Raw genomic sequence first — 21,912 nt, 5'->3', positions numbered from 1 at the left:
TTCGCCGCGGGGATCAGGGGCGTTCGGCTGCGGCGACGGTCGGTTCGGCGCGGGCGGCGATGGTCCGGGCGCACTCCAGCGACTCCGTGCGCGTGGTGTCCACCTCCAGGTCGTAGACCACGCCCTCGTGGACCGACTCCGCCTGAGCCGCCGCCATCCCCCGGGTGCGGTCGCCGCGCGCGATCTCCCGCCCCGAGGCGACCTCGCTCGCGCACCGGACCCCGACCCACAGCACGTCCAGACCCACCAGGGCCTTCTGCCAATGCGCCTGGGACTCCGCGCCGCCGAGGAAGACGTCGTCCACGATCACCCGGGCGCCCGCACGCGCCGTCGCGGCGACCCCCTCCATCCAGGCCGCCTCCAGCCGCCGGAACTCCCCGCCCACATTCACCCCGCCGTCCGCGGTGAACTCGATTCCGCCGTCGGACGTCTGCATCGACGCGGGCATCGAGTCCACCAGGGTGTCGATGGCGGCCGCGAGCCACGGCTCCGCCAGCACCGCCTGGAGACACCGGACGATGCCGGACTTGCCGGAGCTGGAGCCGCCGTTCAACACGATCACCTGAGTCGTCATCCGGCCACCGTAGAGGGGATCGGCGCGGCGGCCACGGTATTTTCCGAGGGTTCCGACGGCCGGACCCGAGGCCGACTCCGGGGGGGGGCGGGGCTGCGCACGGAGGGAGTCTTGCGGAGGGTGGTCCGGGAGGGGCCGGAGGGACGTGTTCCCCAACCACCGCCGGGCTTTGGGGCTTGCCGACGGGGGCATCGTCCGGAGGTGAGCTACCACGGATGGTTCGTCCTGGTCATGTCCGCCATGTTGATATGGATACCGGCGGCCCTGTACCTGGCCGTGAAGTGTTCGGACGGCGGGACCAAGGGGGCCGTCGTCCTCCGGACCGGCGCCGCCCTCGTCGTCCTGGGCGCGCTGGCGCTGGGGCTGTGGGGCCTGGCCTCCCTGGTGCCGCCGAGCCGCTGCGACCACAGCACGGCCCAGGAATGCGAACTCCATACGCCCTGAGCCCGAAGTCGTCCGGCCCTCCGGCCGCTTCAGGGCCTCAGCGCGGCCGACACCCGGGCCATCCGGTCCGGCGGCAGTGCGAAGGGGTTGGCGGGGTTGCGGTAGGAGTGCGTGCCGTCATCGACCCGGACGCCGTCACGGCCGGTCCGCCAGTTCACCGGTCCGAACGGACCCTGGTCGTCCAGCAGCGCCACCGCGAGCGCCTCGGGATCGTCAACCCCGGTGCGGGCGCGCAGGGCCACCGTCAGCCGCTCGGCGGCGTCCTCGGGCACGTCCTCGTCGCCGAACGCGGGCAGCAGGAGCAGCAGTCGGGCGTGCGGGTCGGTGGTGCTGCCGCCGGGCAGCCCGCTGTCGGCCGCCGCCACCAGCTCCGGCCAGGACAGGCCCGGACCCATGAAGTGCCCCTCGTCCGAAGCGAGATGCTCCGCGTGCTCCCAGTCGGGGTGGTGGAGGAGATAGTCGACCCCGGGATCGTCGGCGAAGGTGCGGTAGACGACGTGGAGGCGGTGGCCGGAGGCGAGGGGGACGGTGAACGTCGGCCAGTCCGCGTACTTCCACAGCTGTTCCGCGTAGACGAGCGCAGCGTCGTGGTCCGCGCCGAACAGCAACTCCTCCGTCTCCTCGTTCCCCGGACAGGAGTTGAGGTGCCCCAGCCAGAAGAGCGTGTCGTCGAGGAGGTCGGTGGGGTGGGTGAGCGCGTCGCTCTCGTACCCGGGTATACGGGTGGGACGCGGGTCCTCGGTGTCTGTCACGGGGGCATTCTGCCGCCCGGGGGTGCCGGAGCCGCGCGTGCCGTCGGCGTACACTCCGGTCGCGCGGCGGCGGCCGGGCACACGGGACGGGGAGGGCGGGCATGGCCGGGAGGTCGGCGGGCGAGTGGTGGGACCTGCTTCCGGCGGGTGTCCGCGAACAGGTCGACGGATACGTCCTGCAGGACGCCCCGATGCGGGCGATCCGCACCGTCTGGCAGTCCGGTCGCACCCAGGGGCTCGGGCTCGGCGAGGCCCAGGCGGTGGTCTCCGGGCGTTTCCTGCACCACGGCGACCGGATCGCCCGCACCCCCGACGACCCGCTCGACCTGGAGTCCCTGACCGCCCTTGCCGCCGGGTGCGACGGGCGGATCGTGGCGATCGAGGCCCTGTGGGACGGAGACACCTTCCACGGCTGGTTCGTGGAGCTCCGGGCCATCACCACCGACCCCGCCGGTGACCGCCGGCTGGCCACCATCCACCGCTCCACGGCGGTACGGCTCATCGGAGAGGGGCACGCCCAGCCCTCGGCAGCCGCCGCGGAACGGTTCGGCGGAGCCCTGGCCGCGCACCTCTCCGTACCCTTCCACTTCGCGAGCCCGCACGTCCCCGACGACGAGGCCCCGCGCTGGACCCAGAGCCGGTAAGCAGGTGCGGCCCACGGGACGCCTCACTCACCGCCCGCGCGACGGCCCGCCTCAACTGCCCGGCGTCACGAGCCCCGACTCGTACGCGAAGATCACGGCCTGTGCGCGGTCCCGCAGGTCCAGCTTGGCGAGGACCCGCCCGATGTGGGTCTTCACCGTCTGTTCGGCGAGTACCAGGCGGCCCGCGATCTCCTGGTTGGAGAGCCCGCGCGCGATCAGCTCCAGGACCTCGGTCTCCCGGGGCGTCAGCCCGTTCAGCCGCAGCGCCTGGCCGCTGCGGGAGGCGCCGGACGGGCGCTGGGCGGCGAAGTCCGCGATCAGCCGCCGGGTCACGGACGGCGCGAGCAGTGCGTCGCCCGCCGCCACCACCCGTACCGCCGCGATCAGATCGGCCGGGGGCGCGTCCTTCAGGAGGAACCCGGACGCCCCGGCGCGCAGCGCCTCGTACACGTAGTCGTCCACGTCGAACGTGGTGAGCATCAGGACCTTCGGGCGGTGCACCACGCCGATCGGCGGGTCCAACAGGGCGCGGGCGGCGGCGAGTCCGTCCATCTCGGGCATCCTGACGTCCATCAGGACCACGTCGGGACGCCGGCTGCGGCTGACCTCGATGCCCTGGCGGCCGTCCGGTGCCTCGCCCACCACGTCGATGTCGCTCTGTGCCGACAGCAGGGCCGCGAACCCGGCCCGCACCATGGCCTGGTCGTCGACGATGATCACGCGGATGGTCACGGGGAATCCTCCGGGGCGGTGGGCGGCTTCGGGTCGGGGCGGGCGGCGGCGGGAGGGGAACCGGCGGCGGGAGGGGAACCGGGGGCGGCCGGCCCCAGCGGGAGCCGGGCCGCGACCCGGAATCCGCCGTCCGGCAGCGGGCCGGTGTCCAGGGTGCCGCCGGTCAGGCGTACCCGCTCCCGCATCCCGACCAGGCCGTGCCCCGTCCCGGAGGTCTCCAGCGGAGAACCGGGTTTCGGGGGAGGTGAGTTGACCACCAGCACCGTCAGATGTCCGCCATCGGCCCGTACGGACACCCGGGTCGGGGCGCCCGGTGCGTGCCGGACCACGTTGGCCAGTGCCTCCTGCGCGATCCGGTACGCGGACAGGTCCACGGCCGGCGGCACCTCGCCCAGGTCCGCCGCGAGCGCCAACTCCACCGGCAGGCCCGTGCGTACGGTCGCCTCCACCAGCTGCTGCAACCGGTCCAGGCCGGGCTGCGGGGCACGCTCGCCCGACGTGCCGTCGCCGCGCAGTACCGTGAGCAGCCGCCGCATCTCCGCCAGCGACTCCCGGGCGCTCGCCGCGATCGACGCGAACTCCTCCCGGGTCTCCTCCGAAAGCCCGGCCACCCGGTACGGCGCGGAGTCCGCCTGCACGGTGATCACCGACATGTGGTGCGCGACCACGTCGTGCAACTCCCGGGCGATCCGCGCGCGTTCCTCCAGCAGCGTGCGCCGGGCCCGCTCCTCCGCGCTGATGGTCTCCTGCTCGACCAGCCGCCGTTGCGCAACCCCCCGTTCCCGTACGGCCGCTCCTGCCATCAGCACCACCGCACCGAGGACGGAGAGCAGCAGCGCGCTCGCGTTCCCCCGGTCCGGCGCCAGCGAGTACAGCACCAGCCCCGCCGCGCCCGTCGCCAGCCACACCGCCACCAGGGTCCGGCGGGTCTCCCGCAGCCCCAGCGCGAGCAGCACGAAGAGCTGGCCGACGATGACGGTCGGCGGCCATGGCCAGACGGTGTACGGGCCCGGGGGCTCGGCCAGCAGTGCCAGTGCCCCGGCGACCGACGCGAGGAAGGTGACCCACCAGACCTGGAGGGGCCGGTGGGCGAGGAACAGCAGGGGCAGCGTCTGGGCCACCGCGAGGGTGGCGGCGAGCGCGCCCGGCAGCCCCCGGTCGTGGGCGAGCACGTTGACGGTGATCGGCAGGAGCGCCGCGGTCAGGGCGAGCACGGCCACGTACGGGATCATCCGCTGCCAGCGCCTCGGCGCCTCCGCCAGCAGCGGGGTGGCCGGATGCGAAGGCGCCGACAGCCGGTCGACGAGCGCGCGCAAACGGTTCCGGGCCGCGCGCGACGCGGGCGGCGTCCCGGCGTCAGGCGGGCGGGGGGAATCGGGAGATCCCGGGGATCCGGGAGTTTCAGGGGTTTCGGACATGGCCCGGCCAGCGTAGGCAGCCGACCGCCCCGCAGGCGTCATACCGGGGTGTCGGAGTGCGGCGGGCCGTGTCGTACCGGGGTAGGGGGTGCCGCGCCCCGGGGCGGGGCCGGGCGGGCGGCGGCGCTATCGTCCTCGCGACGGGCGCGGAGCCCGCGCCGATCGACTGGAGGCCGACGGGTGTCCCCGATACACGACTTCGCCACCTGGGTGCCCGTACTGAGGCTGCTGAAGGAGAGCAACGCGGAGACCCTCGCCGGGGGCGGCCAGGTGGCCGGGCAGATCGGGCGCGGCAGCTGGAGCCTGCCCCTGCGGCGGCGGCCCGCCCAGCCCGGCTGGGCGGCACGGGCCGATGACATGCGGGCGGAGTTCGACGCCGTGGACCGGGTACGGGACGCGCTCGCCGAGTCCGGCGCGGAGAGCGTCGCGTTCGCGGTGCGGGTCGGCCCGGACGGGCGGGCGACGCTCGACCTGTTCGGTCCCGGCGGTGCCGCCGAGCCAGGCATCGGCGGGCCCTACCCGGGAGAACTGCTCCTGGTGGAAGGCGCCTTGGCCGCCCCCTGGCACAAACTCCCCGACCCGGTACCGGACGCCGTACCGGCCCCGACCGCCGATCCCGCACTGCTGGAGCGCACGCTCCGCACGGCGCTGCCCGACGCCGTCGGCGCCACGGAGGAGGAGATCGCCGCGGCCGAGGCGCGGCTCGGGACGGCCCTGCCCGACGAACTCAAGGCGCTCTACCGGGTGACGCGGGCGCGCTGGGACGACTGGAAGGACGACCCGGAGGCGGCGGACCGCGTCTTCGATGCGGTCGACTGCGAGCTCTTCCCCCTGGACGGCCTCCACCTCGCCGACGTGGCCTCCCGCCCGTGCCGCTGGGAGTTCGCCGCCATGGAAGCGGCCGTCACCGGGCCCGACGCGCGCGTCCAGGGCATCGTGGGCTCACCGGGCTGGATCGTGTTCGGCGACAACGGCGGCGGCGACCGTATCGCGGTGGACCTGACCCCGGGACCGCGCGGATACGCCGGTCAGATCATCATGATCGGCCACGAGGAGAACATCGGGGCGGAGCTGCTCGCCGACTCCCTCACCGACTGGGTGAGCGGCCGGCACCGGGAGGAACGGCCCAACCGCCGCCGCGATCGCGCGACACCGGCCGTCGCGTACGTCAACCGGTCCGCCCTCCCGGACGTCGAGACCGCCGCCCACTCCCTGCTGGAGGTCCTGAGCATCGGGGTGCGGGAGGACGACGATCCGGTCTCCCTCGTCCCCGTCGCCGGGCTGCCCCGGCTCCGTACCCTCAGCGCCTACGCCGGTACGCTCGCCGACCCGCTGGAGATCGCCGGGCTGACCGCGCTGGAGTTCCTGGAGCTGGGGCCTGCGGACTGGCGCGTCCTGCTCGACGCCGGAGCCGTACCGCGCGGCCTCCTCGCCGCCGCGATCATGGTGCGGTACCAGCCGGACCTGCCGCCGGTCGTGGACCTCGCCAACGAGATCCTCGGCCTCTTCGGGCGGCCCCCGATCCCCCGGACCGTACGGGAGGGCGACCTCGGGGCGGAGGCGTGACCTGACCCAAGGCCTCGGGGCGGAGGCATGACCCCACCCCGGCCCCGGGGCGGAGGCGTGACCCCGCCCCGAGGTTCCGCACCTACAACTCCGCCAGCAGCTCCGCCTTCTTGGCGCTGAACTCCACGTCCGTCACCAGCCCCGCCTGATGCAGCTCGCCCAGGTGCCGGATGCGCTCCGCGATGTCCGCCGGATCGCTCCGCACCGCGCCGACCGGCACCAGCGAGGTCGGTACGGGTACGGAGGGTCTGCGGCGCGCCGACTCCAAAACCGCCGCCGCGAACGGCAGCGACTCGTGCACCGGGCCGTACCCCAGGCCGAAGAGGACGGCCGCCGGGTCCTGGTCCGCCTGCGTGGGCCGCTCCGGGACCGCGCCGCCGGGCACCTCGCCGATCCCCGAGCGGCCGGGGGAGGTGACGCACGGCTGCGCCGGGGCGGCCGTCGCCGTATCGGACGGCCGCGTCAGCAGCCGCAGATACCCCTCGAAGGCCTCCGGGGACCGCCACTCCACCCCGGTCACCCGCTCCACCGGGAACGTCTGGTCGCCCGCCCGCCACTTGGCGCTGGACGCACCCGTCCACGACCAGCGGAAGGAGACCCGCTCCCCGTCGAAACTGGCCCGCCCGTCGTACGCCTTGAACTGCAGCGGCCCCTGGGGTGCCGCGACCAGGAAGCGGTCCGCCGGCTCCCCGGCCTCGGGGCCGAGCAGGGCGCGCATCTCGTCGCGGTAGTACTCCGCGAGGGTCTCCCGGTCTGCGGGCAGGACCAGGCGGTACGGATCGCAGCCGTCCTTCAACTGCCCGGCCGCCGCCTCCATCAGCGGGTCGGCCCCCGGTCTCGGCGAGGCGTGCAGAACCACCGTGCCCCGCTTGCCCGGAGACAGACCGACCGCCGACAGCGCCGCATACGGAATGCGTCGCTCCCGCAGGCTCTGGAAGAGCTTCGGCGTACGGATGCCCCGTTCGAAGCGGATGAGCACGGAGTCGGTGTCGAACTCCCAGGTGGCATGAATTCCGGCCAGCACATCACCCATGCGCCTCATCGTATGCGGCCCTCGCTCGTACGTCGCCCCTTCGTGTCAGCCCCGATTCACCGGGCTTCCGCATGATCTACGCGCGTCAGACACCTGTTCCACCGGAAATACCGCTGAGACAGGCGCGATCCGCCGATGCGCAGCCGACCGTCGTATATGAGCCGACTCCGATCGCCGCGAAGTTGCGCAGACTCTCCGTACCCGGCTCGAAGTAACCGCTGTGGCCCACCGCGTCGCCCGCCGAGACGATCCGCGCCCCGAACTCCGGGTCCACCGGATCGGCACCGTGCCCCAACCCGCCGACCTCCAGGTTGGGCACGTCCGCGATCCAGTCGTCCTCGTCGCGCATCGCCCACACCCGGGCCCGCGTGCCCAGCGCCGCCGCGCTCGCGGACCGCATACCGGGACTCCCGGCCACGGCGATGTCGGTGACCCGGGACGGCAGGTGGTGCGCCGCGACCCCGCACACCACGGAACCGTAGCTGTGGCAGACCAGCGAGACGGTGGCCTTCCCCGGCAGGGCGGCCACCAGCGCGTTCAGCCGCAGCGCGCCCTGGGTGGCGAGCCCGCCGAGGACGGCGTCCATGCCGATCCCGGCCGGGGCGGTGTAGTCGGCCCAGGCGATGACCGCGGTACGCGCGTCGGGCCGGGCGTCCCGCTCCGCGGCGTACAGGGACTTCGCCATACCCACCGGCGCGCTGTACGGGCGGTTCTCCCGCTCCAGCGTGGTCAGCTGGGTGTCCACGCCCGGGACCACGACGGAGACCCGCCGGGCCCGGTCGAGATCGCCGAAGACCTCGGCCGCGCGGCCCCGCCCCGAGGGGTCGAAGGAGAGGATCTGCCGGTCGCCGGAGAGCATCGCGCGGAAGCGTTCCAGCCGCAGCCGCGCCCCGGTACGCCCGTCGATGGAGAGCCCGGGATCGTGCGTCCGGCGCTGCTCCACCGCCTCGGCGTCCCGCAGTGCGTGCCGGTTCGCGCGGTAACGCAGAGCGACCGGTACTCCGTTGAGATTGCCGACCACCAGGGGATGGTGATCGGCCAGCGAGAGCTGGTCCGCGGCGGACAGCGAGGCGAAGAAACGGGCGATCACCGCCACCGGCGCGTCCAGCGCCGGAACGGGCCGGCCTCTCGCCCGGGCGTGCGCCCAAGCGGCCAACGCCCGCTCGCGTGGCTCGTCGGAGGGCTGATGGCGTACGGCGGTCCACCCGGTGGTCGCCAGCATCACGAACACGACGGCTATGGCGAGCAGTGCGCGCCATGCGGTCAGAGTGGGGGAGGTGTCGAAGGAGGGATTCACTGCGGGACACCCTAGGAGACGGGTGCCGGGCAGCGGAGCCCGGGTGACATACCTCACTCGGTGGAGGAGTTTGTAGACCGATTTTCTGACGTTCCGTAGTCACGGAGGGCGCGCAGCGTGGATCGGGCGCCGGGTCGTGCGCTCTGGTGGTGCACGGGATCGGCGCGGGGTCGGTGCGCTCCGGTAGTGCGCCTCGGCGGTGCGCGAGGGTGGTGCGCGGGGCGGATTCTGCCCGGCAGTCGTCCGGCGGGGAGGTCCGCGTCACCGCCCGCTCACGTGCCGCCCGCTCACGTGCCGCCCGCTCACGTGCCGCCCGCTCACGTGCCGCCCCGACGGGACCGCCCCGACGGGACCGTACCGACGGCCACGAGCGGCGCCGGGGCCGTGAGCGGCGGTGGGGGTACGAGGGGTACGGGTGGTACGAGGGGCGCGGGGGGTACGAGGGGTGCGGGGGCCGCGGACGCGCGGCCGGGCACGCTGCCGTCCCCCGGGCCGGGCGCGCGCCAGCCGGCGGCGAGCGTCGGACCGAGCATGTCCAGATGGCGTTCGGCCATGGCGCGCAGCGAGGCCAGGGTGCCGTCGCCGGAGCGGCCCCACAGCTGCCCGGTGACCCGCATCGTCCCGGAGAACGCGGCGACCGCCACCCGGGGCCGCGGGTCGGCGTCCACGTCCAGGCCCTCCCGTCCGGCGATCACCGCGGCGACCTCCTCCTCCATGACGACGCACCGGCGCATGTGCGTGGCCAGCAGCGTCGGCTGGGACTCGATCATCCGGAACGTCCGTACGTGCAGCTCCACCGTGGCCTCGGACGGGTCGGACCGTTCCAGCGCGTCCCAGGCGCGGAACACGGCCTGCCGCATCGCTTCGAGTGGCGGCTCCTGGGCCGGACGCTGCCGCAACTCCGCGAGGAAACGCGCCTCCACCAGGTCCTGGGTGGCGAAGACGACGTCCTCCTTGCTCGCGAAGTACCGGAAGAACGTGCGCTGGGAGACCTTGACCGCCTCCACGATCCCGTCCACCGTGGTCCGTTCGTACCCCTGGGTGGTGAAGAGTTCGAGCGCGGCGTGGAGCAGCGCGTCCCGGGTGCGCTGCTTCTTGCGCTCCCGCAACCCGACCGCGCACTCCGGGCGACGGAGCAACCCGGCCGCCCTGCCGCGCTGTTCGCGCGTCACCGCCGTGGCCTGCGCGTTCTCGCGCGGCGCCCCGACCCGTCGGCGCTTCGCCGGACCTTCTGTCACGTGCTGTCCCTCTCCCGTCGCCCCGCTCGTACCGGCTCCGTTGTGAGCCACCTGACAGTTACCGGTTGGTGAATTGGTTGGTCAACTGTCAGTCGCTGTCACTATTCTGCCGGGCATGACTAGTCAGACCTCCGTCGAGAAGGCTTCGCGGGAGCCCGCGGACATATCAGTTCCCGCTCCCACCAAGGGACTTCGTGGCCATCCATGGCTGACGCTGTTCGCCGTGGCCATCGGCGTGATGATGGTCGCGCTCGACGGCACGATCGTCGCCATCGCCAACCCCGCCATCCAGAAGGACCTCAACGCCTCCCTCGCGGACGTCCAGTGGATCACGAACGGCTACATGCTGGCGCTCGCGGTCTCGCTGATCACCGCGGGCAAGCTCGGTGACCGCTTCGGCCACCGCCAGACGTTCCTCATCGGCGTCGTCGGCTTCGCCGCCGCCTCCGGGGCCATCGGCCTCTCCTCCAGCGTCACGTTCGTGATCGTCTTCCGGGTGCTCCAGGGCCTGTTCGGCGCCCTGCTGATGCCCGCCGCGCTCGGCCTGCTGCGCGCCACCTTCCCCGCCGAGAAGCTCAACATGGCCATCGGTATCTGGGGCATGGTCATCGGCGCCTCCACCGCGGGCGGCCCGATCCTCGGCGGCGTGCTCGTCGAGCACGTCAGCTGGCAGTCCGTCTTCTTCATCAACGTGCCGGTCGGCGTCGTCGCCCTCCTGCTCGGCGTGGTGATCCTCAAGGACCACCGTGCCGAGAACGCGCCCCGCTCCTTCGACATCGGCGGCATCGTCCTGCTCTCGCTGGCGATGTTCAGTCTCATCTGGGCGCTCATCAAGGGTGCCGCGTGGGGCTGGGGCGACGTCAAGACGATCGGCTTCCTCGTGGCGGCGGTCGTTCTCTTCGTGGCCTTCGCGCTCGTCCAGACGCGTGTACGCGAGCCGCTGATCCCGCTCGCGATGTTCAGGTCCATCCCGCTGTCGGCGGGCGCGATCCTGATGGTGCTGATGGCCTTCGCCTTCATGGGCGGCCTGTTCTTCGTCACGTTCTACCTCCAGAACGTGCACGGCATGAGCCCGGTCGACAGCGGTCTCCACCTGCTCCCGCTGACCGCCATGATGATCGTCGCCTCGCCGCTCGCCGGTGCCCTGATCACCAAGTTCGGCCCGCGGGTCCCGCTGGTCGGCGGCATGGTGTGCACCGCCGTCGCCTGTTTCGGCATGTCGCAGCTGACCATCGGTACGGGCACGCTGACCATGTCGATCTGGTTCGCGCTGCTCGGCCTCGGGCTCGCCCCCGTCATGGTCGGTGCCACCGAGGTCATCGTCGGCAACGCCCCGATGGAGCTGTCCGGTGTCGCCGGTGGCCTCCAGCAGGCGGGCATGCAGGTCGGCGGCAGCCTCGGCACGGCCGTCCTCGGTGCCGTGATGGCGGCCAGGGTCGACTCCCTGCTGCCGGGCAACTGGGCGGACGCCGGTCTCCCGAAGAGCTCCGCGGAGCAGCTCTCGCAGGCGTCCTCGGCCATCGAGGTCGGCATGCCGCCCATCGCCCCGAACACCCCGCCGGAGATCGCCGCGAAGATCACCGCGGTCGCGCATGACACTTTCGTGTCAGGCATGAGCACCGCTTTCCTGGTGGCCGGCTGCGTCGCGGTCATCGCCGCGGTGGTCGCCCTCTTCACCAAGCGCGGCGACAACGCCGAGGCCGGTGCCGGAGTCGGCCACATCTGACCCCTCCCGCCCCCGGCGCAACCGCGTCAACACCGCGCCCACAGAGCCCCGTCGGTCCAAACCGGCGGGGCTGTCGCCTATCCGGGTGGTCCCGCTCCCAACCTCTTCCCGGGGCAGGTTGCGGCAGGTCAAGGTCGGGCCAAGAGAACCGCACGACCACGGGGTTGATCCACCATGCGCAAGACCGTCATCGCGGCCGTCCTGGCCGCCACCGCTCTCGTTCCCGCCGCCTCGGCCGTCGCCCCGGCCGCCACACCCGGCGTGTCCAGGGGTACGTACACCACCGTGACGACCACCGGCACCGCCCGGGCCGCCGGCACCGCCGCGGCCGCGCCCGGCAGGGCCTCGGGGGTCCGGCTCGGGGAGTGCGCGGCCGGCCAGCTCTGTCTCTGGAAGAAGCCGGACTTCACCGGCGGGCGGCTGAACAGGGACCTGTCCGCCGTCGACATCGAGAGCTGCGTCCCGCTGCCCGCCGGAAGCGACGCGCAGTCCTTCGCCAACCGCACCGGCCGCAACGTCACCCTGTACCAGTCGGCCGAGTGCGGTGAGACAGGGGAGTTCGAGACCTATCCCGGACCGGGCACCTGGGTCCCGCGCTCCCCCTACCAGGTACGGGCGTTCAAGATCTGGGAGGGCTGACTGCACGGGGCGGGCGCCGGACCGGCCGGCTGACCCGGCACTCGGCCGGAGGGCGGGGGCGTACGCTGCCGCCGCCCTCCGGAGCCCCTGCGTGACGCACGGTCACCGGGGGTCGAGGACTGCGCCCGAGGTCCCGGCGATCCGGCCATCTGCCCGGTAGCTCTGCGAAGTTGTTCTGTCAGATGCGTTGACGAAATCTTCGGGGTACATCTAGCTTCATCGCGTCGTACTTCGTACGTCATATATGAGACGCGATACGCGAGATGCGAGAGCCCTTCATGACGTTTGCGCCCACCCCGATCCCGTCCAGAACGCAGTTCGTGCTGGAAGCGATCAAACACGCGATCCTGACGGCCCGGCTGCGGCCGGGGCAGGCGCTCGTCGAGACCGAACTCGCCGCGCAGTTCGGGGTGTCGAAGACGCCGGTACGCGAAGCACTGAAAACGCTCGCCGGCACCGGGCTCGTCGTCATGAGCCAGTACAAGGGTGCCACCGTCCGGCTGGTGGACGCCGAAATGGCGCGTGAGGTCTACGACGTGCGGCTGCTGCTCGAACCGGAGGCGCTGCGCCGCACGATCACCTGCCGGGCCTCCCTGGAAGCGGCCCAAGAGGCTCTGGAGCGAGCAGATTCGGCACCTGACAAGGCCGAACGCTCACTGGCCAACCGGGACTTCCACCGCGCTCTCTACCTCTCCTGCGGCAACCCGCTGCTGGGCCGGCTGCTCGACGAGGTCCGCGACCAGGCGGCGCTCGTCTCCACCGTGGCCTGGGCGGCCGATCCGTCCTGGGAGCGCGAGGCGGCCGAGCACCGGGAGATCCTGCGGCTCGCGCTGGCCGCCGACGCGGCCGGGGCGGCCGCCGCCCTCCACGACCACATCGCGTCCTTCGTCCGCCGCGCCTTCCCGGCCGGCGAACCCGCCGGCGCGCACACCGTTCCGAGCCCCGTGACCACGGGCTGACCCCCTTTCCCGATTTCCCTGCCTTCTCCGCAATGCCGAGTCACACCGCTACCGAAGTACCGAGAGAGTGGAGCCGACGATGAAGATCTCGAAGACGCACAGGGCACGCGCGGCGGCGGCGATGTCCCTCACGGCGGTCCTCGCCCTGACCGTCACCGGCTGCGGTGACGACGGCAGCGGGTTCGCCGGCGGCGGCGGCGCCGAGGGCGACGGCAAGGGAAAGATCGTCTTCTGGGACAACAACGGCGGTGTGCGCACCGACATATGGAAGGCGATCATCGCCGACTTCGAGAAGGAGAACCCCGGCATCGAGGTCCAGTACGTCGGGGTGGCGGCCACCGAGATCCAGACCAAGTACGACAACGCCATCCAGGGCGGCGGACTTCCGGACGTCGGCGGGGTCGGCGCGGCGATGCTCGCCGGGCTCGCGGCCCAGGGCTCGCTGGAGCCCCTGGAGGACCGGAGCGCGGACTCCTCGCTGGACGGCGCGCTCAACCCGGGCATGGTCGAGGCGATGAAGGCGGCGGGCGGCTCCGAGGAGCACACCTACAACGTCCCGATCTCCGCCAACAACGGGGTGCTCTACTACCGCACCGACCTCTTCAAGAAGGCCGGCCTGGCCGCGCCGGTCACCTGGGACGACTTCTACAAGGCGGCCGACAAGCTGAGCGACCCCAAGAAGAATCGTTTCGGCTACACCATCCGGGGCGGCGCAGGCTCCATCGCCCAGGCCATGGACGCCATGTACGGGCAGTCCGGCATCACGTCCTTCTGGGACGCCAAGGGCGAGAAGACCACCCTCAACGACCCCCGGAACGTGGCCGCCCTGGAGAAGTACGCGGCCCTCTACAAGAAGGTCACGCCCTCCGCCGACCTCAACAACGACTTCATCAAGATGGTCGCCCAGTACGACTCCGGCACCATCGGCATGGTCAACCACAACCTCGGCTCGTACCAGGACCATGTGACCGCCCTCGGTACGGACAAGTTCCGGGGCATCCCGCAGCCGATCGGCGCGGGCGGCAAGCGGGTCCAGGTCTCCAACCCCGTCGACGGACTCGGCCTCTTCAAGAGCTCCGAACACAAGGCCGCCGCCTGGAAGTTCATCGAGTACGCCGCCTCCCACGCGGCCAACTCGAAGTTCAACGAGCAGGCGGGACTGATTCCGGCCAACAACGAGGCCGCCAAGGACCCCTGGGTCTCCCGCGCCGAGCCCACCGCCCTCGCGGCGAAGGCCCTCACCGACGGCTCGACCGTCACCGTGCAGCTGCCGTACTACCTGCCGGACTGGAACGGCATCAGCAAGGCCGACAACGAGCCCGAGCTGCAGAAGGTCCTGCTCGGCCGGACCTCGGCCAAGGCGTTCCTCGACAAGATGGCCGGTGAGCTGAACGACGCCCAGGCGGAGTGGAAGGAACAGCAGCCCACCGCCTGAGCAGCGGATCGCCTGAGCCCACCGCCTGAGCAGCTCGCCGTCTGCTCCGCGCGCCCACGGAAAGACCCACGGAAAGACGCACGGAAAGCCCCACGGAAAGACCCGCGGGCCTGACCCCGCGAACACCGCCGGCCGGCCCCGGGCCTACCCGGGACCGGCCGGCACAGGTGTGTCCGGAGCCGCCTCAGGCGTCGCCGCCCGCCGCGCCCGGGTCGGCCGCCGCCACGTCCAGCAGCTCGTACCGGTCGACCGCCGTCTTCAGCGCCGAACGGTCGATCCGCCCCTCCTTGGCCAGCTCCGTGAGGACCGCCAGCACGATCGACTGCGCGTCGATGTGGAAGAAGCGGCGGGCGGCCCCGCGGGTGTCCGCGAAACCGAAACCGTCCGCGCCCAGCGACTGGTACGCGCCCGGCACCCAGCGGGAAATCTGGTCCGGAACCGATCGCATCCAGTCCGAAACGGCCACGAACGGCCCTTCGGACCCGGAGAGCTTCCGCGTCACGTACGGGACGCGCTGCTCCTCCTCCGGGTGGAGCAGGTTGTACCGCTCCGTCTCCACGGCCTCGCGGCGCAGCTCGTTCCAGCTGGTCGCCGACCAGACGTCCGCCCGGACGTTCCACTCCTCGGCGAGGACGCGCTGCGCCTCCAGCGCCCACGGGACCGCCACACCGGACGCCAGGATCTGCGCCGGGATCTGCCCCCGCTCACCGCGCCGGAAGCGGTGGACACCCGCGAGGATGCCCTCCACGTCCACGTCGGCGGGCTCGGCCGGGTGCTGGATCGGCTCGTTGTAGACGGTGAGGTAGTAGAAGACGTCCTCGCTGTTCTCGCCGTACATCCGACGCAGCCCGTCCTTCACGATGTGCGCGATCTCGAACCCGTACGCCGGGTCGTAGGCCACGCACGCCGGGTTGGTCGAGGCGAGCAGCTGCGAGTGGCCGTCCGCGTGCTGGAGCCCCTCACCGGTCAGGGTCGTACGCCCTGCGGTCGCACCCAGTACGAAACCGCGCGCGAGCTGGTCGGCCATCTGCCAGAACTGGTCACCGGTGCGCTGGAACCCGAACATCGAGTAGAAGACGTAGACCGGGATCAGCGGCTCGCCGTGCGTGGCGTAGGAGGAGCCCGCCGCGATCAGCGAGGCCGTGCAGCCCGCCTCGGAGATGCCGTCGTGCAGCATCTGCCCGGTCGGCGACTCCTTGTAGGCGAGCAGGAGTTCGCGGTCCACCGCTTCGTACTGCTGCCCCAGCGGGTTGTAGATCTTCGCGCTCGGGAAGAACGCGTCCATGCCGAAGGTGCGGTACTCGTCGGGTGCGATCAGCACGAAACGCCTGCCGATCTCCTTGTCCCGCATGAGGTCCTTCAGGATGCGGACGAACGCCATCGTGGTGGCGATCGACTGCTGGCCCGAGCCCTTCTTCGCAGCCGCGTAGGTCTTCTCCTCCGGCAGCGCCAGCGGCTTCGCGCGCACCACCCGGGTCGGCACGTAACCGCCCAGGGCCGCCCGCCGGTCGTGCATGTACTGGATCTCCTCGGAGTCCCGGCCCGGGTGGTAGTAGGGCGGGTACCCCTCGTCCAGCTGCTTGTCCGTGATCGGGATGCGCAGCCGGTCGCGGAACCGCTTCAGGTCCTCGACCGTGAGCTTCTTCATCTGGTGGGTCGCGTTGCGGCCCTCGAAGTTCGGCCCCAGCGTCCAGCCCTTGACCGTCTGCGCCAGGATCACAGTCGGCTGGCCCTGGTGCGCCTTGGCCGCAGCGTACGCCGCGTAGACCTTCCGGTGGTCGTGCCCGCCGCGCCCCAGGTGCAGGATCTGCTCGTCGGACATGTCCTTGACCATGTCCCGCAGCCGCTGGTCGCCGCCGAAGAAGTGCTCGCGGATGTACGCGCCGGTCTCGGTGGCGTACGTCTGGAACTGGCCGTCCGGCGTGGTGTTCAGCTTGTTGACCAGGATGCCCGTGCGGTCCTGCGCGAGCAGCGGGTCCCAGGTGCGGTCCCAGACCAGCTTGATCACGTTCCAGCCGGCCCCCCGGAACTGGGACTCCAGCTCCTGGATGATCTTGCCGTTGCCGCGCACCGGGCCGTCGAGCCGCTGGAGGTTGCAGTTGACGACGAAGGTGAGGTTGTCCAGGCCCTCGCGGGCGGCGATGGACAGCTGGCCGAGCGACTCCGGCTCGTCCATCTCGCCGTCACCCAGATAGGCCCAGACGTGCGACTTCGAGGTGTCGGCGATGCCGCGCGCCTCCAGGTAGCGGTTCATCCGCGCCTGGTAGATCGCGCCGAGCGGGCCGAGACCCATCGACACCGTCGGGAACTCCCAGAAGTCCGGCATGAGCCGCGGGTGCGGGTAGCTGGAGAGCCCGTTCGGCGCCTTCGACTTCTCCTGGCGGAACGCGTCGAGCTGCGCCTCGCTCAGCCGGTCCAGCAGGAACGCGCGGGCGTAGATGCCCGGCGAGGCGTGCCCCTGGAAGAAGATCTGGTCGCCGCCGTCGCCCTCGTCCTTGCCCCGGAAGAAGTGGTTGAAGCCCACGTCGTAGAGCGAGGCGGAGGAGGCGAACGTGGCGATGTGACCACCGACACCGATCCCGGGGCGCTGGGCCCGCGAGACCATCACGGCCGCGTTCCAGCGGGTCGCGTTGAGGACCTTGCGCTCGATCTCCTCGTCGCCGGGGAAGAAGGGTTCGTCCTTCGTGGCGATCGTGTTGACGTAGTCGGTACTGCGCATCTCCGGAACGGCCACACGCTTCTCGCGCGCCCGTTCGATGAGGCGGAGCATCAGATAGCGGGCCCGCTCGTGGCCGCGCTCGTCCACTGCGGCGTCGAGCGAGTCCAGCCATTCCTGGGTCTCCTCGGGATCGAAATCCGGGACCTGGCTGGGAAGGCCGCCAATGATGATCGGGTTGCGATCGGATCCGGAAGCCACACTGTTCCTTCGCTGTTCGGTGCTGCTACGGGGTCTGCTGCGAGGCCGATCCGTCGGGGCGCGCAACCTCGCGGCGTCTCCGACGTCCGCGGAATCGCCACCTTCCATCGTGTACCGCCGGGACCCGTACGTCACCTCTACCGCACGGTAACCAGCGGGTTACCGGACACCTGTCCGGGGCAGTAGCCGTAAGGCGGAACAGGGGCGCCGGACCAAATCGCAACCATACGCCCAAGCCGTCCAAGCGTTCCCAAACGCTGTACGGCGGCGAATGCCGGAGCGAAACGGCATAAGCTGAGGAAGGACGTACACGGACCGGTGCCATCGGCACCCCGGCGCGGACCGGCCGGAAGTTGCGGCGACGTGGCAGGGAACGTCACCGTTTAGGCGGTCTGGGGCGCCGGGTACTTGCGCGATTCGCCGAGCCCGTGTGGACTACGGCCAGCGCCGCGCGTACGCGCGTGGCTGAAGCATTTTCCGAAACATGATCAGGAGGCAACCCGTGAGCGCGACCGCGGACCACGCGGAGGAGCGGACCAACCTGGCTGAACGGCTGGGGTTCGAACCCGGTCAGGTGGTCCAGGAGATCGGCTACGACGACGACGTCGAGCTGGAGCTCCGTGAGGGTATTGAGGCCACCATCGGTGGGGAACTCGTCGACGAGGACTACGACGACGTCGCAGACGTCGTCGTGCTGTGGTTCCGTGACGAGGACGGCGACCTTACGGACGCGCTGGTGGATGCCATCGGCCTGATCGAGGACGGCGGTACGGTCTGGCTGATGACGCCGAAGACCGGCCGTGACGGATACGTCGAACCCAGCGACATCAGCGATGCCGCTCAGACCGCCGGTCTCTCCCAGACCAAGAGCATCAGCGCGGGCAAGGACTGGACGGGCAGCCGTCTGGTCACGCCCAAGGCCGCCAAGGCCAAGCGCTGAGCTCCTCCCGCACCACCCCGTAGCACCCTGAAGGCCCCCGACGGCATCGCGCCGCCGGGGGCCTTCGTACGTCCCCGGGAGGTGCTGCGTAGGCTGGGCCGAGGCTCCCGGCGGACCGGCCCGGGGCGGTGACGCAAGCGAAGGGACACCCCATGGCGATCGAGGTCGGCTCCCAGGCCCCCGCGTTCGAGCTCAAGGACAACCACGGCCGGACGGTCACGCTGTCCGAGTTCCGCGGCGAGAAGAACGTCGTGCTGCTCTTCTACCCGTTCGCCTTCACCGGCGTCTGCACCGGCGAGCTCTGCGCGCTCCGCGACGAGCTGCCCCGCTTCGAGAACGCCGACACCCAGCTCCTCGCCGTCTCCAACGACTCCATCCACACCCTGCGGGTCTTCGCCGAGCAGGAGGGCCTGGAGTACCCGCTGCTCTCCGACTTCTGGCCGCACGGCGAGGTCTCGCGCGCCTACGGCGTCTTCGACGAGGACAAGGGCTGCGCGGTGCGCGGCACCTTCATCATCGACAAGGAGGGCGTGGTGCGCTGGAGCGTCGTCAACGGCCTGCCCGACGCGCGGGACCTGAAGGAGTACGTCAAGGCGCTCGAAGCCCTCTGAGTCCCCTCCGGGCGGTGGTGCGGCCGGGCTCCCGGCCCCGGACGCCGGGCGGCCGCCGCCCGGGAGCCCTCCGCTCGCGGAGAACACCCGCCCCACCCGCCCAAAAGCCTTCTTTGGCCGGGAACCGGTCACTAGGATCCATTCGTTGATCCGGTACATGCAAGACGGGGACGCTGGTGTCTGCCGGCCCCTACATACCTATGGGAGGACTCGTGGGAGTCAGCCTCAGCAAGGGCGGCAACGTCTCGCTGACCAAGGCCGCGCCCAACCTGACCGCTGTCATCGTCGGCCTGGGCTGGGACGCCCGGACGACCACCGGCGGCGACTTCGACCTCGACGCCAGCGCGCTGCTGGCGAACGCCGAGGGCAAGGTCGGCAGCGACGGCAATTTCGTCTTCTTCAACAACCTCAAGAGCCCCGACGGCTCCGTCGAGCACACCGGTGACAACCTCACCGGTGAGGGCGAGGGCGACGACGAGGTCATCAAGGTCAACCTCGCCGCCGTTCCGGCCGATGTCGACAAGATCGTCTTCCCGGTCTCGATCTACGAGGCCGAGAGCCGGCAGCAGAGCTTCGGCCAGGTCCGCAACGCGTACATCCGCGTGGTCAACCAGGCCGACAACTCCGAGCTGGCCCGCTACGACCTCAGCGAGGACGCCTCCACCGAGACCGCCATGGTCTTCGGCGAGCTCTACCGCAACGCCGGCGAGTGGAAGTTCCGCGCCATCGGCCAGGGGTACGCCTCCGGCCTGCGGGGCATCGCGCAGGACTTCGGCGTCAACGTCTGACGTCAACGTCCAACGCCGACGTCAGACCCGGGTGGTGTCCGCCGGACACCACCCGCCGGGCCGGCCCGAGGGGCCCGGACCAGCAGCAGAGCGCCCGGCGCCGCACCTCTCGTGCGGCGCCGGGCGTGCTTTGCCCGCCAGGCGGCCCGTACCGCACACCCCGCGCCGGACGGTTCGCACCGCACGGACGGGACAGAATCCGCACACGCATCACGAATCGGGGAGGACACATCATGGGCGTCACGCTCGCCAAGGGAGGCAATGTCTCCCTCTCCAAGGCCGCACCCAACCTCACCCAGGTGCTCGTCGGCCTCGGCTGGGACGCGCGGTCCACCACCGGCGCCGACTTCGACCTGGACGCCAGCGCGCTGCTCTGCCAGTCCGGCCGGGTGCTCGGGGACGACTGGTTCATCTTCTACAACAACCTCACCAGCCCCGACGGCTCGGTCGAACACACCGGGGACAACCTCACCGGCGCGGGTGATGGTGACGACGAGTCCGTCATCGTCCACCTGGACCAGGTGCCGGCGCACTGCGACAAGATTGTCTTTCCCGTCTCGATTCATGAAGCGGACAATCGGGGGCAGGCTTTCGGCCAGGTCAGCAATGCCTTCATCCGGGTCGTGAACCAGGCCGACGGCCAGGAACTCGCCCGCTACGACCTCAGCGAGGACGCCTCGTCCGAGACGGCGATGATCTTCGGTGAGCTCTACCGCTACAACGGCGAATGGAAGTTCCGCGCTGTGGGACAGGGGTACGCGTCGGGACTGCGCGGCATCGCTCTAGACTTCGGGGTCAACGTTTCGTAAAGCCGCGCTCGGCGCGGGGGAGCCCCGTACTACGGGGGAGACCCGTTACTTACACGATGGGGTAGCCAGTGCTTCTGAAAACCTTCGGCTGGTCGTTCGCGATTACCGCGCTCGGCCTGGTCGCAGCGGTGTTCTACGGGGGGTGGCAGGCTCTCGGCGTCGTCGCGATCCTGACGGTCCTGGAGATCTCGCTGTCCTTCGACAACGCGGTGATCAACGCCGGAATCCTGAAGAAGATGAACGCCTTCTGGCAGAAGATCTTCCTCACGGTCGGCGTGCTCATCGCGGTCTTCGGTATGCGGCTGGTCTTCCCCGTCGTGATCGTGGCGATCAGCGCCAAACTCGGTCCCATCGAGGCCATCGACCTCTCGTTCAACGACCCGGACCGGTACCAGCAGCTGGTCACCGACGCGCACCCGTCGATCGCGGCCTTCGGCGGCATGTTCCTGCTCATGATCTTCCTCGACTTCATCTTCGAGGACCGGGACATCCAGTGGCTCCGGTGGATCGAGCGCCCGCTCGCCAAGCTCGGCAAGGTCGACATGCTGTCGGTCTGCGTCGCGCTGATCGTCCTGCTCGTCTCCGCCCTGACCTTCGCGACCCACGCCCACCAGCACGGGGGCGCGCACGCGGACAAGACGTCCACGGTGCTGCTCGCGGGTGTCGCGGGTCTGATCACGTACCTCGTCGTCGGCGGGCTCTCGGGCTTCTTCGAGAACAAGCTCGAAGAGGAGGAGGAGCGCGAGCACGAGGCCGAGGAAGAGGCCAAGAAGAGCGGCAAGGCCGTCGCGCCGGTCGTGCTGGCCGGCAAGGCCGCCTTCTTCATGTTCCTCTACCTGGAGGTCCTGGACGCGTCCTTCTCGTTCGACGGTGTCATCGGCGCCTTCGCCATCACCAACGAGATCGTGCTGATGGCCCTCGGCCTCGGCATCGGCGCCATGTACGTCCGTTCGCTCACGGTCTACCTGGTCCGCCAGGGCACCCTGGACGACTACGTCTACCTGGAGCACGGCGCCCACTACGCCATCGGCGCCCTCTCCGTCATCCTCCTCGTGACCATCCAGTACGAGATCAACGAGATCATCACCGGCCTGGTCGGCGTGGTGCTGATCGCCTGGTCGTTCTGGTCGTCGGTCCGGCGGAACAAGGCGCTCGCCGAGGCGGGCGACGGCGGCAGCACGCTGGTCGACGCGGGCGACGGCGGAGTCCGCTGAAGTTCTGGCCAGAAGTCTCCTCCGCCGGGTGTGTGACCCGGTAAGCAAAGAGGGAACGCTCTCTGCGGGGCGGTCCGCGCGGTACGGCTCCGGAAAGACCCGGGCCGGTCCGCCGGCCGCCCCGCACTGGTGTGCGGGACGCGCGAGAGCGGGCCGGAACCCCGGCCCCGCGAGGG

19 protein-coding genes and 1 pseudogene are annotated in these 21,912 nt (G+C 71.1%); 12 read left to right on the top strand and 8 right to left on the bottom strand.

The features are described 5' to 3' along the window. Window positions 1–13 precede the first annotated feature (13 nt). Window positions 14–574 carry a chloramphenicol phosphotransferase CPT gene (cpt, locus tag ACWCWD_RS26515; protein ID WP_450776334.1) on the bottom strand — a complete coding sequence of 187 codons (561 nt, stop codon included), beginning with the start codon at window positions 572–574 and terminating at the stop codon, window positions 14–16. A 201-nt stretch (window positions 575–775) separates the two neighbouring features. On the opposite strand from cpt, the gene ACWCWD_RS26510 reads away from it, so the two are divergent. After that, a complete protein-coding gene (locus tag ACWCWD_RS26510) occupies window positions 776–1,018 on the top strand; it encodes a hypothetical protein (protein ID WP_450776332.1) in 243 nt (80 codons plus the stop codon). A gap of 29 nt (window positions 1,019–1,047) precedes the next feature. Here the strand turns inward: ACWCWD_RS26510 and ACWCWD_RS26505 are convergent, their stop codons facing one another. Continuing rightward, entirely contained in the window at window positions 1,048–1,770 is a 723-nt protein-coding gene (locus ACWCWD_RS26505; RefSeq protein WP_450776330.1) for a hypothetical protein, read from the bottom strand. 101 nt (window positions 1,771–1,871) lie between these two features. Here ACWCWD_RS26505 and ACWCWD_RS26500 point away from each other — a divergent pair, with 101 nt between their 5' ends. Further along, window positions 1,872–2,414, top strand: coding sequence for a hypothetical protein (locus ACWCWD_RS26500; protein WP_450776328.1), 543 nt, complete (start codon window positions 1,872–1,874; stop codon window positions 2,412–2,414). 51 nt (window positions 2,415–2,465) lie between these two features. Here the strand turns inward: ACWCWD_RS26500 and ACWCWD_RS26495 are convergent, their stop codons facing one another. Continuing rightward, window positions 2,466–3,146, bottom strand: a complete 681-nt coding sequence (locus ACWCWD_RS26495) for a response regulator (protein ID WP_450776327.1) — start codon at window positions 3,144–3,146, stop codon at window positions 2,466–2,468. Beyond that, a complete protein-coding gene (locus tag ACWCWD_RS26490) occupies window positions 3,143–4,564 on the bottom strand; it encodes a histidine kinase (RefSeq protein ID WP_450776325.1) in 1,422 nt (473 codons plus the stop codon). Before ACWCWD_RS26490 ends, ACWCWD_RS26495 begins: the two co-directional genes overlap by 4 nt. Window positions 4,565–4,744: 180 nt before the next feature. Between ACWCWD_RS26490 and ACWCWD_RS26485 the strand changes: the two genes are divergently transcribed. Further along, complete coding sequence (locus tag ACWCWD_RS26485) at window positions 4,745–6,130, top strand: SMI1/KNR4 family protein (protein ID WP_450776323.1); 1,386 nt, start codon at window positions 4,745–4,747, stop codon at window positions 6,128–6,130. Between the two features lie 82 nt (window positions 6,131–6,212). Here the strand turns inward: ACWCWD_RS26485 and ACWCWD_RS26480 are convergent, their stop codons facing one another. The 3 genes and pseudogenes from ACWCWD_RS26480 to ACWCWD_RS26470 form a co-directional block, all read right to left on the bottom strand. Next, window positions 6,213–7,163: a DUF4429 domain-containing protein gene (locus ACWCWD_RS26480; RefSeq protein WP_450776321.1), complete on the bottom strand. Its 951-nt coding sequence runs from the start codon at window positions 7,161–7,163 to the stop codon at window positions 6,213–6,215. Window positions 7,164–7,248: 85 nt separating this feature from the next. Then, entirely contained in the window at window positions 7,249–8,460 is a 1,212-nt protein-coding gene (locus ACWCWD_RS26475) for an alpha/beta hydrolase (protein WP_450776319.1), read from the bottom strand. Window positions 8,461–8,960: 500 nt separating this feature from the next. Further along, window positions 8,961–9,599, bottom strand: a pseudogene (locus ACWCWD_RS26470) (TetR family transcriptional regulator); the annotation flags it as partial. A 214-nt stretch (window positions 9,600–9,813) separates the two neighbouring features. Here ACWCWD_RS26470 and ACWCWD_RS26465 point away from each other — a divergent pair. The 4 genes from ACWCWD_RS26465 (at window position 9,814) to ACWCWD_RS26450 (ending at window position 14,457) form a co-directional block, all read left to right on the top strand. Beyond that, window positions 9,814–11,424 (top strand): MFS transporter, encoded by a 1,611-nt coding sequence (locus tag ACWCWD_RS26465; protein WP_450776317.1) that lies wholly within the window; start codon window positions 9,814–9,816, stop codon window positions 11,422–11,424. A 174-nt stretch (window positions 11,425–11,598) separates the two neighbouring features. Beyond that, a complete protein-coding gene (locus ACWCWD_RS26460) occupies window positions 11,599–12,063 on the top strand; it encodes a peptidase inhibitor family I36 protein (RefSeq protein WP_450776315.1) in 465 nt (154 codons plus the stop codon). A 278-nt stretch (window positions 12,064–12,341) separates the two neighbouring features. Further along, the gene (locus tag ACWCWD_RS26455; protein ID WP_450776313.1) at window positions 12,342–13,022 is read left to right on the top strand and encodes a GntR family transcriptional regulator; all 681 of its coding nucleotides are present in this window, start codon (window positions 12,342–12,344) and stop codon (window positions 13,020–13,022) included. A gap of 79 nt (window positions 13,023–13,101) precedes the next feature. Beyond that, the gene (locus ACWCWD_RS26450; protein WP_450776311.1) at window positions 13,102–14,457 is read left to right on the top strand and encodes an ABC transporter substrate-binding protein; all 1,356 of its coding nucleotides are present in this window, start codon (window positions 13,102–13,104) and stop codon (window positions 14,455–14,457) included. A 184-nt stretch (window positions 14,458–14,641) separates the two neighbouring features. Here ACWCWD_RS26450 and aceE read toward each other — a convergent pair whose 3' ends face one another. Beyond that, window positions 14,642–17,374: a pyruvate dehydrogenase (acetyl-transferring), homodimeric type gene (aceE, locus tag ACWCWD_RS26445; protein ID WP_450776309.1), complete on the bottom strand. Its 2,733-nt coding sequence runs from the start codon at window positions 17,372–17,374 to the stop codon at window positions 14,642–14,644. Between the two features lie 502 nt (window positions 17,375–17,876). Between aceE and ACWCWD_RS26440 the strand changes: the two genes are divergently transcribed. The 5 genes from ACWCWD_RS26440 to ACWCWD_RS26420 all read left to right on the top strand — a co-directional run bounded on the left by ACWCWD_RS26440 (window position 17,877) and on the right by ACWCWD_RS26420 (window position 21,736). After that, window positions 17,877–18,314: a DUF3052 domain-containing protein gene (locus ACWCWD_RS26440; protein WP_386888330.1), complete on the top strand. Its 438-nt coding sequence runs from the start codon at window positions 17,877–17,879 to the stop codon at window positions 18,312–18,314. Window positions 18,315–18,466: 152 nt separating this feature from the next. Beyond that, window positions 18,467–18,925, top strand: a complete 459-nt coding sequence (locus ACWCWD_RS26435; RefSeq protein WP_390965186.1) for a peroxiredoxin — start codon at window positions 18,467–18,469, stop codon at window positions 18,923–18,925. 212 nt (window positions 18,926–19,137) lie between these two features. Beyond that, the gene (locus tag ACWCWD_RS26430) at window positions 19,138–19,713 is read left to right on the top strand and encodes a TerD family protein (protein ID WP_275494434.1); all 576 of its coding nucleotides are present in this window, start codon (window positions 19,138–19,140) and stop codon (window positions 19,711–19,713) included. A 233-nt stretch (window positions 19,714–19,946) separates the two neighbouring features. Next, window positions 19,947–20,522 (top strand): TerD family protein, encoded by a 576-nt coding sequence (locus ACWCWD_RS26425; RefSeq protein WP_390965188.1) that lies wholly within the window; start codon window positions 19,947–19,949, stop codon window positions 20,520–20,522. A gap of 68 nt (window positions 20,523–20,590) precedes the next feature. Further along, window positions 20,591–21,736 (top strand): DUF475 domain-containing protein, encoded by a 1,146-nt coding sequence (locus tag ACWCWD_RS26420; protein WP_450776306.1) that lies wholly within the window; start codon window positions 20,591–20,593, stop codon window positions 21,734–21,736. Window positions 21,737–21,912: the final 176 nt, after the last annotated feature.

The sequence above is a fragment of the Streptomyces sp. NPDC001493 genome, from assembly GCF_053597235.1.
Note: the sequence above shows the minus strand (reverse complement) of the source record. Positions and strands in the feature narration are given on the sequence as shown.

Bases quoted from the DNA above. Each gene is read 5' to 3' on its own strand.
- ACWCWD_RS26425 (WP_390965188.1), top strand. From the start codon at position 19,947: ATGGGCGTCACGCTCGCCAAGGGAGGCAATGTCTCCCTCTCCAAGGCC.
- ACWCWD_RS26465 (WP_450776317.1), top strand. From the start codon at position 9,814: ATGACTAGTCAGACCTCCGTCGAGAAGGCTTCGCGGGAGCCCGCGGAC.
- ACWCWD_RS26480 (WP_450776321.1), bottom strand. From the start codon at position 7,163: ATGGGTGATGTGCTGGCCGGAATTCATGCCACCTGGGAGTTCGACACC.
- cpt (WP_450776334.1), bottom strand. From the start codon at position 574: ATGACGACTCAGGTGATCGTGTTGAACGGCGGCTCCAGCTCCGGCAAG.
- ACWCWD_RS26435 (WP_390965186.1), top strand. From the start codon at position 18,467: ATGGCGATCGAGGTCGGCTCCCAGGCCCCCGCGTTCGAGCTCAAGGAC.
- ACWCWD_RS26455 (WP_450776313.1), top strand. From the start codon at position 12,342: ATGACGTTTGCGCCCACCCCGATCCCGTCCAGAACGCAGTTCGTGCTG.
- ACWCWD_RS26460 (WP_450776315.1), top strand. From the start codon at position 11,599: ATGCGCAAGACCGTCATCGCGGCCGTCCTGGCCGCCACCGCTCTCGTT.
- ACWCWD_RS26490 (WP_450776325.1), bottom strand. From the start codon at position 4,564: ATGTCCGAAACCCCTGAAACTCCCGGATCCCCGGGATCTCCCGATTCC.
- ACWCWD_RS26450 (WP_450776311.1), top strand. From the start codon at position 13,102: ATGAAGATCTCGAAGACGCACAGGGCACGCGCGGCGGCGGCGATGTCC.
- ACWCWD_RS26500 (WP_450776328.1), top strand. From the start codon at position 1,872: ATGGCCGGGAGGTCGGCGGGCGAGTGGTGGGACCTGCTTCCGGCGGGT.